Origin of the sequence: Bosea sp. 29B, from assembly GCF_902506165.1 — a bacterium.
Classification (GTDB): domain Bacteria; phylum Pseudomonadota; class Alphaproteobacteria; order Rhizobiales; family Beijerinckiaceae; genus Allobosea.
In genome coordinates, this window is record NZ_LR733817.1 from 4,756,747 (window position 1) to 4,771,264 (window position 14,518).

General features: G+C 67.3%; 11 protein-coding genes. 5 read left to right on the forward strand and 6 right to left on the reverse strand.

Annotated features, from left to right (window positions below):
• Positions 1 to 3 precede the first annotated feature (3 nt).
• A complete protein-coding gene (locus GV161_RS23100; RefSeq protein WP_152013287.1) occupies positions 4 to 1,320 on the reverse strand; it encodes an extracellular solute-binding protein in 1,317 nt (438 codons plus the stop codon).
• Positions 1,321 to 1,562: 242 nt separating this feature from the next.
• Between GV161_RS23100 and GV161_RS23105 the strand changes: the two genes are divergently transcribed.
• Together GV161_RS23105 and GV161_RS23110 are read left to right on the forward strand one after the other, a co-directional pair.
• Positions 1,563 to 4,142: a N,N-dimethylformamidase beta subunit family domain-containing protein gene (locus GV161_RS23105; protein ID WP_152013286.1), complete on the forward strand. Its 2,580-nt coding sequence runs from the start codon at positions 1,563 to 1,565 to the stop codon at positions 4,140 to 4,142.
• A 156-nt stretch (positions 4,143 to 4,298) separates the two neighbouring features.
• On the forward strand, positions 4,299 to 4,835 hold the full coding sequence (locus tag GV161_RS23110) for an Lrp/AsnC family transcriptional regulator (protein ID WP_159650374.1): 537 nt from the start codon (positions 4,299 to 4,301) through the stop codon (positions 4,833 to 4,835).
• Here the strand turns inward: GV161_RS23110 and meaB are convergent, their stop codons facing one another.
• Genes meaB through GV161_RS23135 form a run of 5 tightly spaced genes read right to left on the reverse strand, consistent with a single transcriptional unit; the run spans position 4,836 to position 10,765 of the window.
• Positions 4,836 to 5,885, reverse strand: a complete 1,050-nt coding sequence (gene meaB, locus GV161_RS23115) for a methylmalonyl Co-A mutase-associated GTPase MeaB (RefSeq protein WP_152013284.1) — start codon at positions 5,883 to 5,885, stop codon at positions 4,836 to 4,838.
• Positions 5,882 to 7,081, reverse strand: a complete 1,200-nt coding sequence (locus GV161_RS23120; protein WP_152013283.1) for a thiolase family protein — start codon at positions 7,079 to 7,081, stop codon at positions 5,882 to 5,884. Before GV161_RS23120 ends, meaB begins: the two co-directional genes overlap by 4 nt.
• The gene (locus GV161_RS23125) at positions 7,074 to 8,615 is read right to left on the reverse strand and encodes an AMP-binding protein (RefSeq protein ID WP_152013282.1); all 1,542 of its coding nucleotides are present in this window, start codon (positions 8,613 to 8,615) and stop codon (positions 7,074 to 7,076) included. Before GV161_RS23125 ends, GV161_RS23120 begins: the two co-directional genes overlap by 8 nt.
• Positions 8,608 to 9,015 (reverse strand): cobalamin B12-binding domain-containing protein, encoded by a 408-nt coding sequence (locus GV161_RS23130; protein ID WP_152013281.1) that lies wholly within the window; start codon positions 9,013 to 9,015, stop codon positions 8,608 to 8,610. Before GV161_RS23130 ends, GV161_RS23125 begins: the two co-directional genes overlap by 8 nt.
• Positions 9,016 to 9,019: 4 nt before the next feature.
• Positions 9,020 to 10,765, reverse strand: a complete 1,746-nt coding sequence (locus tag GV161_RS23135) for a methylmalonyl-CoA mutase family protein (RefSeq protein WP_159650375.1) — start codon at positions 10,763 to 10,765, stop codon at positions 9,020 to 9,022.
• 209 nt (positions 10,766 to 10,974) lie between these two features.
• On the opposite strand from GV161_RS23135, the gene GV161_RS23140 reads away from it, so the two are divergent.
• From GV161_RS23140 to paaA, 3 genes are all read left to right on the forward strand, one after another.
• Complete coding sequence (locus GV161_RS23140; RefSeq protein ID WP_152013279.1) at positions 10,975 to 11,991, forward strand: SMP-30/gluconolactonase/LRE family protein; 1,017 nt, start codon at positions 10,975 to 10,977, stop codon at positions 11,989 to 11,991.
• A 277-nt stretch (positions 11,992 to 12,268) separates the two neighbouring features.
• Positions 12,269 to 13,474 (forward strand): 3-oxoadipyl-CoA thiolase, encoded by a 1,206-nt coding sequence (pcaF, locus tag GV161_RS23145; RefSeq protein ID WP_152013278.1) that lies wholly within the window; start codon positions 12,269 to 12,271, stop codon positions 13,472 to 13,474.
• Positions 13,475 to 13,502: 28 nt separating this feature from the next.
• Positions 13,503 to 14,507, forward strand: a complete 1,005-nt coding sequence (gene paaA / locus GV161_RS23150; RefSeq protein WP_152013277.1) for a 1,2-phenylacetyl-CoA epoxidase subunit PaaA — start codon at positions 13,503 to 13,505, stop codon at positions 14,505 to 14,507.
• Positions 14,508 to 14,518 lie beyond the last annotated feature (11 nt).

Here is a 14,518-nt window from a genome sequence, read left to right on the forward strand (position 1 = left end):
CGCTCAGGCCAGCGACTTGTGCAGGGCGACGAGCGCCTTGATCGTCTCGGCGACCGACAGGTTCTTGCGGATCATGTCGTGCAGGATCGTCACCGAGCGGGCGTCGTATTCCGGATACCATTGCTCCTTGAAGGCGCCGCTGACCTTGCCCTTGTCGTACTGGGCGCGCAGCATCGGCAGGTCGACCCAGTTGGCGTAGGAGGTGACGACCGCCGGTTCCTTGTAGAGATCGGGGTAGACGTTATCGAGGCCCGAGCCGATCGCCCATTGCTGCTGCACATACCAATCCTTGTGCAGGTTGCCGCCGACGAACTGCATCAGCTTCCAGGCGCTCTCGATCGACTTGGTGTTGGCGTTGAGCACATAGGAATCGGTCCACATATACGTGCTGCCGACCTTCCCCGGATAAGGCGTCATCCTCGCCTTCTTCGGTGCGAGCAGGGATTCCTTGGTGTCGCTGGCGATCGTCTGGAGATAGTTCGAGATGTTGCTGTGATAGGCGTAGCGCCCGGTGAACATCATCCGGTGCACGTCGGTCGAGGACGGCTTGGTGAAGATCTCGGGCGTGACCAGGCCGAGCGCATAGACCTTCTTCCAGCGCTCCAGCACCTGAGCCACTGCCGGGTCCTGGTCGATCACCAGCTTGTTCCTGGCGTCGAAGACGGTCGCGCCCTCGGCGAAGCAGTCGGTCAGGAATTGCGGCGTCGTGCCGGTGATCGTCGGGTTCCAGTTCGGCAGGTAGGGATATTCGGCGATCTTGTCCTTCTTCAGCTTGACGCAGTGCTCGATCAGCTCGTCGAAGCTCGCCGCCGGCTTGTCGAAGCCGCCCTGCTGCAGCATCGGCTCGTTGTGCATCAGGATGTAGAGATTGACGAAATAGGGCAGCGCGATGAGCTTGCCCTCGCGGTTGAGCAGGCTTTCGAGATTGGCCGGCATCATCGCCTTCTTGAGCTCGTCAACGCCCGGCAGGTCGTCGAGCGTGCGGATCATGCCAGTCTGCGCCCAGCGCTCACGGAAGGTGTGGAAGCAGTACATCACGTCGACGATGTCGCCAGCGAAGGCGCGCTGTTCCAGCGTCTGGTGATATTGCGGCCAGGGCAGCGTCGAGTAGCTGACCTGCTCGCCATAGCTCTTGTTGTAGAAGTCGACATAGCCCTGGACCATGTCCGGCCGGAAGGTCCAGCCGACGAAGTTGATCGGCGCTGCCGCCTGTGCGGCGCCGAAGCGGCCGGCCCCTGACAAGGTCGCTGCCGAAAGGGCGCCTGCTCCCGCCATGAGCTGCCGCCGGTTGATCGAACCCGTCCTGCTGAGCGTCTCCATGTCGTCCTCCCCGGACCGGCGTTGGTCGCCGTTACCGCGACATTAGCGACGCGATTATGCTCATTCAACAGAAATTTTGTTCTTATATTGCGCTTTATGCAGAAACATGGAAGCAGTTGGGCGTTTTCGGCGAGCAATCCTCCGCGTATCGGCGGATTCGGTCAGGTTGGGCATGCGCTGGTCGCGCTGGCGAAGCCCCGGCCAGCCGGGCAGATTGGCGCCACGGGGAATGAAGGCCTGCGATGTACGAGATCGATCCCTCGCGCCTGGACCTGGCGCATGAGTTCCGGCGCCGCCCGCTCGGCCATCACAGCCCCGAACTGCAGGCGGTGCTCGACCGGATGAGGAGCGCGCCGATCGAGGGCAAGCATTGCCTGATCGTCGAGACACCAAGGGCGCGCTGGCTGCTGGCGCGGATGACCGGCAATCCCTTGCGGCCCGTGCCCGTGCCCGACGTCGTCTTCACCGATCTCGCCGAGGCCGAATGGACGGTCTTCAAGCTGCGCTGGCACGCCATGACAGGCCACGATCTCGCCACCACCCTGGGCGAGCTCGCCATTCCGGAGCCGCCGGTCGACGGGCCGCCGGTCGTCGTGCCTGATCCGGCCAGGGCCATCCTCGCCTATGCCGATAGCATCAGCGCCGCGCCTGGAGACAGCATCGCCTTCAAGGTGAGCACGCCGGGGATCGCCGGCTACCGCGCCGATTTCGTCCGCCTGCACGCGCCGCAGACCGGCCGGAGCGGGGAGGGCTATCGCGAGACGGAGATCGCCTCGCCCGCGAGCGGCGATTATCCGGGTGGCGAGCAGACGCTGCGGCTTGGCTCCTACATCGAGTTGCCTGAGCTGCCTGTGTCGCTGGAGAGCTTCAGCCTGCAGATCCTGGCCTGGCCGACGTTGATCGGGACGCAGCCACGGGCGCTGCTCGGCGCCTGGTCGCAGCGCTCGAAACGCGGTTTCGGCCTCTATCTCGATGAGACTGGCGCGCTGGCGCTGCGGCTTGGCGACGGGACCGAGGTCGTCGATATCTCCACAGGGATCGCCGTGGCCGAGCGGCGCTGGCATCTGTTCTCGGCGAGCTTCGATGCCGCCTCGCGCCGGGTCGAGCTATCGCAGCGGCCGCTGGAGGACCACAGCGTCCACACCGGCCGCGCGGCCTCGGTCACGCGCGATGTCGCGATCATGCCAGCCGCGCCGGATACGCCGCTGATGATCGCAGCCTGGCCGGATGCGAGCCCTGACGGCCTGGCGCCCGGCGCCCATTACAACGGCAAGCTGGAGGCGCCGCGCCTGTTCGCGCAGGCGCGGCCGTGGGAGCGGCTCGACCAACCGATCGCGGCTGAGATTGCCGGCGAAGCGCTCGTCGCCGCCTGGGACTTCTCGCGGGAGATCGGCTCCGACCGCATCATCGATCGCGGGCCGCATCAATTGCACGGCCGGACGGTCAATCTGCCGACACGCGCCGTGACCGGACACAACTGGGACGCGGCCGAGATGGACTGGAAGCAGGCGCCGCAGCAATACGGCGCGATCCATTTCCATGACGACGATATCGACGATGCCCGCTGGCAGACGAGCTTCGTCTTCACCGTCCCCGAGGATTGCAAGAGCGGCATCTATGCCGCGCGCCTGCGCGGCGAGGGCGCCGAGACCCATGTCCCCTTCTTCGTGCGCCCGCCGCGCGGCCGGCGCACCGCCAAGGTCGCTTATCTCGCGCCGACCGCGACCTACACGATCTACGCCAACAACAAGGCCCGCTTCCTCGCCTCGGGCACCGAGATGCTGCGCGGGCATCTGCTCGATTTCGACGTCACCGACATGCAGCTGCTGCACCATCCGATCGGGCTCTCGACCTATTGCGTCCACAATGACGGCAGCGGCGTCTGCTACGGCACGCGCCTGCGCCCGATGACCAATTTTCGGCCGAAGGGGCGGCTCTGGAATTTCTCCAGCGATCTCTTCGTCGTCGACTGGCTGGAGGGGATCGGCTGCGACTACGACGTCGTCACCGATGACGATCTGCACCGCGAAGGCGCGAGCCTGCTCGAAGGCTACCAGGCCGTGCTGACCGGCTCGCATCCCGAATATGTCTCGCTCGAGATGATGAACGCGCTGGAGGGCTATCTGAAGGGCGGCGGCCGTCTGATGTATCTCGGCGGCAACGGCTTCTACTGGCGCGTCGCCTATCACCCGCATTCTGACGGGATCATCGAGGTGCGGCGGGCCGAGGACGGCACCCGCGCCTGGCATGCGGCGCCCGGCGAATACTATATGAGCTTCACCGGCGAATATGGCGGGCTTTGGAGCCGCCAGGGCCGCTCGCCGAACACCTTGGCCGGCGTCGGCTTCATCGCCCAGGGCTTCGACGCCTCGTCCTATTACCGCCGGCGCCCCGAGAGCCGCGATCCGCGCGCCGCCTTCATCTTCGCCGGCATCGAGGACGAGATCCTCGGCGATTTCGGGCATCTCGGCGGCGGCGCCGCCGGCGACGAGATCGACGCCTGCGATGTCAGCGCCGGCTCGCCGCCGCATACGCTGGTCCTGGCCTCTTCGGAAAACCATACCAACGCCTTCCATATGGCGAATGATGCGGTGCTCGTCCCGAACGGGGCGACCAATGCGCTGCAGAGCGCCCGCATCCGCGCCGACATGGTGTTCTTCGAATGCCCGTCGGGCGGCGCGGTGTTCTCGACCGGCTCGATCGCCTATGTCGGCAGCCTCGCCCACAATGGCTACGACAACACCATCTCGCGGCTGACCCGGAACGTGCTGGAGCGCTTCCTCGATCCGGCCGCGTTCGCCATGCCTGGCAAAGGGGGATGAGGAGCTTGCTTGATCAGGCCTGAAACCGGCCCGATCCCGGCGTTTCCGCGATTTCCGGCGGGCAATTCGGCTCCTTTCGGCGGTGCAGCATGTTGCGACTGCCTCGCGCGCCTCCTATGGTTTTGCGATTCGTGAGCGCAATTGCAGGAGAAGCGGGTGGCGGCTCTGGACGAAATCGACGTCGGCATCATCAATCTCCTGCACAAGGATGCCCGCGCTCCCGCCAAGTCTATTGCCGAAGCGCTCGAAATCCCCGAGTCGACCATCCGCAACCGCATGGCGCGATTGGTCGAATCCGGCGTGATCGAGTTCGTCGCCCTCTCCAACCCGCTGCAACTCGGCCATTCCGTCTGGGTGATGATGGAGATCGAGGTCGAGACGCGCCGGATCAGGCAGGCGGCGCGCGAATTGTCGGCGATTCCGGAGATGTATTTCGTCTATATCACCACCGGCGGCTTCGACATTTTCGCGGGCGCCACCTTCTCCGACAACACCGAGCTCGTCGACTTCGTCACCAACCGGCTGTCGCAGGTCGAGGGCATCGTGCGCGTCAACACCCGCACCATCCTCGAGGTCCACAAGCGGGCCTTCAAGTTCATGCCGAAGCCCTCGGTGATGCGCCCGAGCAGGTCTCCGCGGGAGCAGGCTGCGAAAGTCGAACCCGCGCCCAAGAAGAGCGGCAAGGCGCGCTGATCAGCGCGATCCGCGTCTGACCAGCTCAGCCACCGCCTCTGCCGGGCTCGTAGCGCTGGCGAGGACGCGCTCGATGCTGCCGGCAAGCGCTTCTGCAGCGTGCCCGGTGGCTTGCTGATAAGGTTCGATCAGCGCCGAGCCGAGGGTTCGCAGCATCTGCGCCCGGATGCGGCTGCGCCGGCGCTGCGCCAGTCGTCCGCTTTCGCTGCACCAGCCGAGGAAGGCGTCGATCGCCCCAGCGAGTTCGGAGACGCCCTCGCCATTGCGAGCGCTGACCAGCTGGACCGGCGGGCGCCAGAGCGTGCCGTCGCGGGCTGGATCGCCGTGCCGCCGCAATACGGCGAGGCGGCCGGGCGAGGAGGCCGGCTGTGCCGTCGTCAGGGCGGGGTCGGCCGCGTTGATGCCGGGCGTGCCGACATAGGCGACGCCGATCGCGCCGTTGATCTCGGCGACGGTCGCCTTGGCGCCGGGCAGGTCGCCCTTGTTCACCGCGTAGACGTCGCCGACCTCCATCAGCCCGGCCTTGGCCGCCTGGATATCGTCTCCCAAACCCGGCACGAAGACGACGAGCGTGCAGTCGGCGGCGTCGGCCACGGCGATGTCGGCCTGGCCGGCGCCGACCGTCTCGATCACGACACGGTCGAAGCCGGCCTCGTCGAGCAGTGCGACGATGTCGCTGACCGCCGCACTGAGGCCGCCGCCTTCGCCGCGCGCCGAGATGCTACGCAGATAGACGCCGGGCAGGTCGGAACTGCGGTCCATGCGGACGCGATCGCCCAGTACGGCGCCGCCGGAGAAGGGGCTAGATGGGTCGACCGCGAGGACTGCGACACGCTCCCCGGTTCCGGCCCAATAGGCGGTCAGCGCATCGACCAGCGTCGACTTGCCGGCTCCCGGCGGGCCGGTGACGCCGATCACCTTGGCCTTCGCCGGGGCCCGATAGGCGCCCGAGAGGATCTCCTCATAACCGACTGCGCGATCCTCGACCGTACTGATCGCGCGCGACAGCCGGCGCACGCTCCGGCCGTCGAGCGCTCCTGCGCCGTTCATGCACCGACCTCGATCAGCAGGGCGTCACCCTGGCCGTAGCCGCCGCAGATCGCCGCTGCGCCACGCCCGCCGCCGCGCCGCGTCAGGCCGTTGACCAGCGTCATGGCGAGCCGCGCGCCGCTCGCACCGAGCGGGTGGCCGAGTGCTACGGCGCCGCCATGCCGGTTGGTCCGGGCGCGCAATTTTTCAGCCGCTCCGACATCGCCGTCGGCAAGGCGCAGCGTGCTGACCAGCGGCGTCGCCGCGAAGGCTTCGTTGATCTCGATCAGGTCGAGATCGGCGATCGAGCGCTCGGCCTTGGCGAGCAGCCGGGAGATGCTGATCGCCGGCGTATAGGAGCCCGAGGTCGGCCCGTCCGCGACCTGGCCGTAATGCGTGATCTCGGCCAGGATCGGCAGCCCGCGCGCCTCTGCGAGCCGGCGCGAGACCAGTAGTAGGAAGGCGGCGCCGTCATTGAGGCCGGGCGCGTTACCGGCGGTGATGGTCTCGCTGTCATAGACGGTCCGCAGCGTCGCGAGCTTCTCGCGCGAGCTGTCGCGGCGCGGGGACTCGTCGGTGGCGATACGCTCATTGCCGCTCTTGCCGGGCAGGTCGAGCGGCACGCGCTCGGCCTCGAAATAGCCCGCTGCCTCGGCTGTGAAATAGCGCTCATGGCTGCCGGCTGCCCAGTCGTCCTGCGCGGCGCGGTCGATGCCGTGGCTGATCGCCTCGCGCGAGGTATAGGCCGCGATCGCGGCGTCGACCGTCGGCGAGCGCAGCAGCAGCGGGTCCTCGGCGGTGACGGCGCCGAGCGGCTTGTCGCGCCGCCGCGGCCAGAGCAGCGGCGTCTGGCTGAGATTGTCGACGCCGCCGCAGATCACCGCATCGGCGAAGCCGAGGCGGATGTCGCGCCAGCCGAGGCCGATCGCGCTCATGCCGGAGCAGCAGGCGCGGTCGATGGCGAGCGAGGGCGTTTCCTGCCGCAAACGCGACAGGAGGACCGCCTGCCGCGCCGGGGTGAACGCGGCCGAGGCGATCATGCCGACGCCCATATAGAGCGCCTCGACCGTGGCGGGCTCGAGCTCGGTCCGGTCGAGCACCGCATCGATCGCTATCGCGGCGAGGCGGGGCGCGAAGACCTCGGCGAGGGCGCCGCCGAAGCGGCCGAACGGGGTGCGCGCGAAAGCGGTGACGACGACGTCGTTGCCCTCAGACATGATCGGCCTCCCGCTCCGGTTCGGTGAGGCGTTGGCGCAGCAGCTTCTTGTCGACCTTGCCGTTCGGGTTCTTCGGCAGGGTGTCCTCGATCAGGATGCGCTTGGGCGCCTTGAAGCCGAGGATGGCGCGGCAGCCGGCGCGGACCTCGTCGACCGAGAGCCTCCTGCCCGGCACCGGCGCGACGAAGGCGACGGCGACCTCGCCCCAGTCGGGGTCGGGCATGCCGAGCACGGCGGCCTCGGCGACATCCGCGAGGCTGGTCAGCACCGCCTCGACCTCCTGCGGGTAGATGTTGAAGCCGCCGCTGATCAGCATGTCCTTGCTCCGCCCGGTCAGCGTCACCAGCCCGTCCTCGCTGATCCGGCAGAGATCGCCCGACCAGAGCCAGCCCTCGCGCAGCACCTTCGCGGTTTCTTCTGGCATGCCCCAATAGCCGCGCATGACATGGTCGGCGCGCACGGTCAGCTCGCCGATCTCGCCGGCGGGCACCGGGCTGCCGTCGGGGGCGCGCGCGACGATCTCGACGAAGCTGTAGGGCCGGCCGATGCAGCCGATCCGCGGCGCGCCATCGGCATCGAAATGGTCTTCTGGCGGCAGGAAGACGCAGGTCATCATCGCTTCGGTCAACCCGTAATTCTGGGTCAGGATCGGCCCGAAACGGGCGAGCGCCTTCTCCAGCGTGTTGCGCGGGATCGGCTCGGCGCCATAGCCGATGAAGCGCAGCGAGGAGGTGTCGATCCGGCCGATGCGGGGATGGTTGACGATGCGCGTCAGCACCGTCGGCACGCAGGTGAAGGCGGTGACGCCCAGCGCCGGGATCGCATCGAGCAGGGTATCGACGCCGGAGACGAGCACGCTGGTCGCGCCGCGCAGGGACCAGGGCGCGAAATAGGTGCCGCTGGCATGGGTGAGCGGGCCGATATGGGCGACGACGTCGTCGCGGCGCATGTCGCGATCGAGCAGCATGTTGCGGGTCACCGCCAGCCAGTGGCGATGCTCCAGCATCACGCCCTTCGGCCGCCCCGAGCTGCCTGAGGTGTAGTTGATCGAGGCGAGATCGTCCGGCGCAGGCAGGCGCTCGGCCGCAGCAGCCGCGGGCTGGAGCAGCCCCGCGAAGTTCGGGCCGCCGCTGGCATCGCCGCCATCGACTGGGCAGAGCCAGAGCGCTTCCGCAGTCGGCAGCAGGGCCGCGGTCTCGGTATCGTGGAAGACGGCAGCCGCACCGCAATCGGCGAGGATCGCTGCGGCCTCGACGCTGGTCAGCCGGGCGTTGAGTGGCACGCGCACTAGCCCGGCGCGCTCGATCGCGCTCTGCAACATCAGATATTCCGGCCGGTTGGCCATGAAGAGCCCGACCCGCGCTCCGGCCGGCAGTCGTTGCGCGAGATTGCTGGCAAGGGTGGTGGCGATCTCGTCGAATTCGCGGAAGGTCCAGTGTCGTTCGCCGGCGATCAGCGCGATGCGCTCGGCAAAGCGCTGCGCTGCCCGGCGCATCAGCTCGGGGAGGGTCGGCGGTGCGCAGGGCTCAGTCATGGACAGTCTCGGCCATCAGATAATCGACGATCTCGGCGATCGCCGTGCCCGACAGGAAGATGCGGGAGACGCCCGCCTTGCTGAGCTCGGGAATGTCTTCCTGCGGGATGATGCCGCCGGCCATGATGCGGATGTCCTCCGCCCCATTCTCGTCGAGCAGGCGGCGCAGGCGCGGCAGCAGGGTCAGATGGGCGCCGGAGAGGATGCTGATCCCGATCCAGTCGACGTCTTCCTCGACGGCGGCGCGCGCGACCTGCTCGGGCGTGCGGCGAAGCCCGGTGTAGATCACCTCCATGCCGGCTTCGAGCAGGCCGCGCGCGACGACGCGGGCGCCGACATCGTGGCCGTCCAGGCCGACCTTCGCCATCAGGACGCGGATCTTGCGGTTCGACAGCGTCATCGGCTCAGAATTCGGTCGAGGGCGAGAAATGGCCGAAGATGTCGCGCCAGATCTCGACGATCTCGCCTACGGTGGCATAGGCGCGCACCGCTTCGAGCACCGAAGGCGTGACATTGGCGCCCGATGCAGTCGCCTCGCGTACTGCCGCCAGCGCCGCGCTGACGCGGGCCTCGTCGCGCTCGGCGCGCACGCGCTTCAGGCGCGTCACCTGATCGACCGCGGCACCCGGATCGATGCGGAAGGCGGTGTTGGCGACGTCGGGCTTCTGCGGCCGCTGGTTGACCGTGACCCAGGGCCGCTGGCCGCTGTCGATCGCCTTCTGCCGGCGCACCGCGCCCTCGGTCATCAGGCGCCGGCCGATGCCGTCGCGGATGACGGCGAGCGCGCCGCCCTTCTCCTCGATCATGCCGAGCGCATCGAGAATCTGGCGCTCGACGCCATGGGTCAGGCTCTCGACATAATAGGAGCCGCCGAGCGGATCGACCGTGTCGGCGAAGCCATGCTCGCTGGCGATCACCTGCTGGGTCCGCAGCGCGACCTTCAGCGACTGCTCGCCCGGCGTCGAGACCGCCTCGTCATAGGAGGCGATGTAGACGTAAGAAGCGCCGCCCAGCACATAGGCGAGCGTGCCGAAAGCGATGCGCGAGATGTTGTTGAGTGGCTCCTGCAATGACTCCTGGCCGTGGCCGTAGACGGTCAGGCGCAGGGCCATGGCGGCCGGCAGCGTCGCGCCATAGCGCTCGCGCATGCGCCGCGCCCAGATCCGCCGCAGCGCGCGCAGATTGGCGACGCTGACGAAGAAGTCGTGCCGCTCGTCGGCGAACATATGCAGCAGCGGTGCGACCTCGTCGATCGAATGGCCGCGCGCCAGGAGATCGTCGAGATAATAATGCGCGTTGGCGAGGGCGATCGCGGTGCCCAGGCTGGAGCCGGCGCCGCCGGCATTGATGTGATTGACGCAGACTGTCATCGGCGACCAGTTCGGCGCATTGTCGATGCACCATTCGACCGCGTCGCAGGCGAGCTTGGCGGCCGGTTCCGCCGGCAGAATCTGGGTACCGCGGGCGATGTATTCCTTGAGCGGGTCGTTCTGAAGGTTGACGACGTAGTTCGCCCAGGGAATGCCCTGCTTCTCGCCGAGCGCGGCGAACAGCGCCAGGACGATCGGGCCGATCGAGTTGCCGAGCGTGCCGACGCGCTTGATGCTGTCGAGCGGAATGCCGTCGAAGAGCAGCTCCATATCGGCGAGCGAGCTGACGGCGACGCCGACCTGGCCGACCTCGGCCGTCGCCATGGCATGGTCTGAATCGTAACCGCACTGGGTCGGCAGGTCCAAGGCGACGAGGATCTGCTCGGCGCCCCAGTCGATCAGGGTGCGGAAGCGCTGGTTGCAACGCTCAGCCTCGCCGAAGCCGGAATAGGCGGAGACGACGAAGGGCTCGCCCCGATTCATCGCGCCGCGATCGCCGCGGGTGAACGGGAATTCGCCGGGGAAGCCGAGATCGGCGGCATGGTCGAAGCCGATCGCGTCGAGATCGGCCGGGGTGTAGAGCGGCTTCACCTCGATGCCGCAATCGGTGACGAAATTGCGTTGCCGCTCGGCCCGGGCCGCATCCGGCGCGAAGGTCTCGCGCCGCCAGCGCGCCTCTTCCGCGATCAGCTCCGCCGCAGGGCCGCTGCGCTGCCCGGCGGACTCGTCCGGCACTTCTACGTCCAGGTCACGTCGGCGGCTGGCCAGCATTCTCGTCATGGCGTTCTCCCGCAAGGCGTCGTCGCCTGCGCTGCCGCGCTGCGAGCGAACCTCCCCGGTTTCTCCCCTGTGAAAGCTGCTCATTGCGCTAACAGTGGCATTCACTATTGCTGTATCAGCGATTTTAATATCATAGTAAAGCAGAAAACGCGACAAAGAGCGATCAAAATTGTTGGAAGCGCAACGGCTTGGTTGGGAGGGTGAACGCCATGGGCATCTCGCGACGGCATCTGCTGGCCGGTTCCGGGGCAATCGCAGCGAATGGATGGGTGCGGACGGCCAGTGCCGAATGGCAGCCGAGCCCGCGCTATCCGGACCCGGCGGTGCGGGCGCTCGATCCGAGCTTTGCCAAGTACATGGTCTTCTTCGCCGCGGTGGAGCGCATCGCCACCGGCGAGACCCGCTACACCGAAGGCCCGGTCTGGTTCGGCGACGGGCGCTATCTGCTCTGGACCGACATCCCCAACAACCGCATCCTGAAATGGGAGGAGGAAACCGGCGCGGTCAGCATCTTCCGGCGGCCGGCGAATTACGCCAACGGCCTGACGCGGGATCGCCAGGGCCGGTTGGTCGCCGCCGAGCATGGCCGGCGCGTCACCCGCACCGAGCATGACGGCAGCGTCACAGTGCTGATCGACAGCTATGACGGCAAGAAACTGAACTCGCCCAATGATGTCGTCGCCGCCTCGGATGGCGCGATCTGGTTCACCGATCCGCCTTTCGGCATCTCCGGCCATTATTCCGGCGACAAGGCGACGCCCGAGCTTCCCAACAACGTCTATCGTGTGGACCCGTCGGGCAAGGCGAGCGTCGTCGCCAGCGACGTCACCGCGCCCAATGGCCTTTGCTTCTCGCCGGGCGAGAAGAAGCTTTACATCGTCGATTCCTTTTCGAAGCCGGTGAGCATCCGCGTCTACGACGTCGTCGACGGCGGCACGAACCTCGCCAACGGCTCGGTGTTCTTCAGCTGCGGGGAGGGCGAGGCCCCCGACGGCATCCGCTGCGATGTCGACGGCAATCTCTGGTGCGCCTATGGCGCTGTGAAGGAAGGCATGGACGGCGTGCTGGTGCTGTCGCCCGAGGGCAAGCGCATTGGCGCGATCGCTCTGCCGGAGCGGGCGGCAAACCTCTGCTTCGGCGGCCCCAAGCGCAACCGGCTGTTCATGGTCACCGGTCGCGGCGTCTATTCGCTCTACGTCAACACGCAGGGCGTCCCCGGCGGCTGAACGACCGCGCCGGGCGCCAGCATCCCGCCGCGCTCCCTAGGATAAGCAGCGGTTGCAACTAAGCGGCCGGCGCCCGACGTGATCGTCGGTTGCGGGGACATTTGATCGACAACGGGCTCTTCGGGGCCCGTTTCCGTTTCCGAAGTGGCGTTGACCGGCATGCCTGGCCAGCCGCGACAATGCGTCAGGACAGTTGATCTCCACTGGAATTCGTGCAATTAAATGACCGACCGGTCGGTTGATAAAAAAGAAACGACGGATTTCGGGGAGAGGCACCTTGGCGGACGCTTTCATCTGCGATGCGGTTCGCACGCCCGTCGGCCGCTATGGCGGGGCGCTTTCAAGCGTCCGTGCCGACGATCTCGCGGCGATCCCTCTTGCGGCGCTGATGCAGCGCAATCCGTCAGTCGACTGGGCCGGTGTCGACGATGTCATTTTTGGCTGCGCCAACCAGGCAGGCGAAGACAATCGCAATGTGGCGCGCATGGCAGTGCTGTTGTCCGGACTGCCGGTCGAGGTTCCCGGCACCACGGTCAATCGGCTCTGTGGCTCGGGTCTCGATGCGCTCGGGCTCGCCGCTCGCTCGATCCGCGCCGGCGATTGCGAGTTGATGCTCGCCGGCGGCGTCGAGAGCATGTCGCGCGCGCCCTTCGTGATGCCGAAAGCCGACGCCGCCTTCTCGCGCGCCAATGCGGTCTACGACACCACGATCGGCTGGCGCTTCGTCAATCCGAAGCTGAAGAAGGCCTACGGCATCGATTCCATGCCCGAGACGGCCGACAATGTCGCCGCCGATTTCGGCGTCTCGCGCGCTGACCAGGATGCGTTCGCGCTGCGCAGCCAGCAGCGCTGGGCCGCGGCGCAAGCTGCCGGCCGCTTCGCCGACGAGATGGCGCCGGTCTCCGTGCCACAGAAGAAGGGCGATGCCATCATCGTCGATCGCGACGAGCATCCGCGCCCGGACGTAACGCTGGAGCAATTGGCGAAGCTCAAGGGCGTCAACGGCCCCGATCTCAGCGTCACCGCCGGCAATGCCTCGGGTGTCAATGACGGCTCGGCGGCGCTGATCGTGGTGAGCGAGAAGGCGGCGAAGGCGAACGGCCTGACGCCGCGCGCCCGCGTCATCGCCATGGCGGCGGCCGGCGTTGCACCGCGTATCATGGGCATCGGCCCGGTGCCGGCGGTGCGCAAGGTGCTGCAGCGCGCTGGGCTGGAGCTCGCGCAGATGGACGTGATCGAGCTGAACGAGGCCTTCGCGGCGCAGGGGCTGGCGGTGTTGCGCGAGCTCGGCCTGCCGGACGATGCCCCGCAGGTGAACCCCAATGGCGGCGCGATCGCGCTCGGCCATCCGCTGGGGGCGAGCGGCGCCCGGCTGGCGACGACGGCGATGTGGCAACTCCAGCGTAGCGGCGGGCGTTTTGCCCTGTGCACGATGTGCGTTGGCGTCGGGCAGGGAATTGCAGTGATCCTCGAGCGCGTCTGACGCGCAAACCGGAACAGGAGGCGAGCCGATGTATGCCCAGATGGTCAAGACCGAGGCGAAGCGGGTCCGCAGCCTCGACGAGATGGAGCCGCAGGAGCGCGCCTTCCAGGAGCGCATCGACGCCGGCCAGAAGATCGAGCCGAAGGAGTGGATGCCGGAGGATTATCGCAAGACGCTGATCCGGCAGATCAGCCAGCACGCCCATTCCGAGATCGTCGGCCAACTTCCGGAAGGCAACTGGATTACACGTGCGCCGACCCTGGAGCGCAAGGCCATCCTGCTCGCCAAGGTGCAGGACGAGGCCGGCCATGGCCTCTACCTCTACTGCGCGGCGGAGACGCTCGGCATTAGCCGCGACCAGATGTACGAGCAGCTCCATTCCGGCAAGGCGAAATACTCCTCGATCTTCAACTATCCGACGCTGAGCTGGGCCGATATCGGCGCGATCGGCTGGCTGGTCGATGGTGCCGCGATCATGAACCAGGTGCCGCTGCAGCGCTGCTCCTACGGGCCTTACGCCCGCGCGATGGTGCGCATCTGCAAGGAGGAGAGCTTCCACCAGCGCCAGGGCTTCGACATCATGACCGTGCTCAGCAAGGGCACGCCGGAGCAGAAGGCGATGGCGCAGGACGCGCTCGACCGCTGGTGGTGGCCGTCTTTGATGATGTTCGGCCCCTCGGACGATGCCTCCGTGCATTCGGCCCAGTCGATGGCCTGGAACATCAAGCAGGATTCCAATGACGAGCTGCGCCAGAAATTCGTCGACCAGACCGTGCCGCAGGCCAAGTATCTCGGCCTCACCGTCCCCGATCCCGTGCTGAAGTGGAACGAGGAAAAGGGCGGCCATGACTTCGGCGAGCCGGACTGGACCGAGTTCTTCGCGGTGATCGCCGGCGAGGGCCCATGCAATCGCGAGCGGCTAGAGGCGCGCCGCAAGGCCTGGAACGACGGTGCCTGGTTCCGCGACGGGCTGACCGCCCATGCGAGCAAGCAGGCGGCGCGGCGCCAGGCCTCGCGCATCGCTGCCGAGTAACGCGCCGCCAG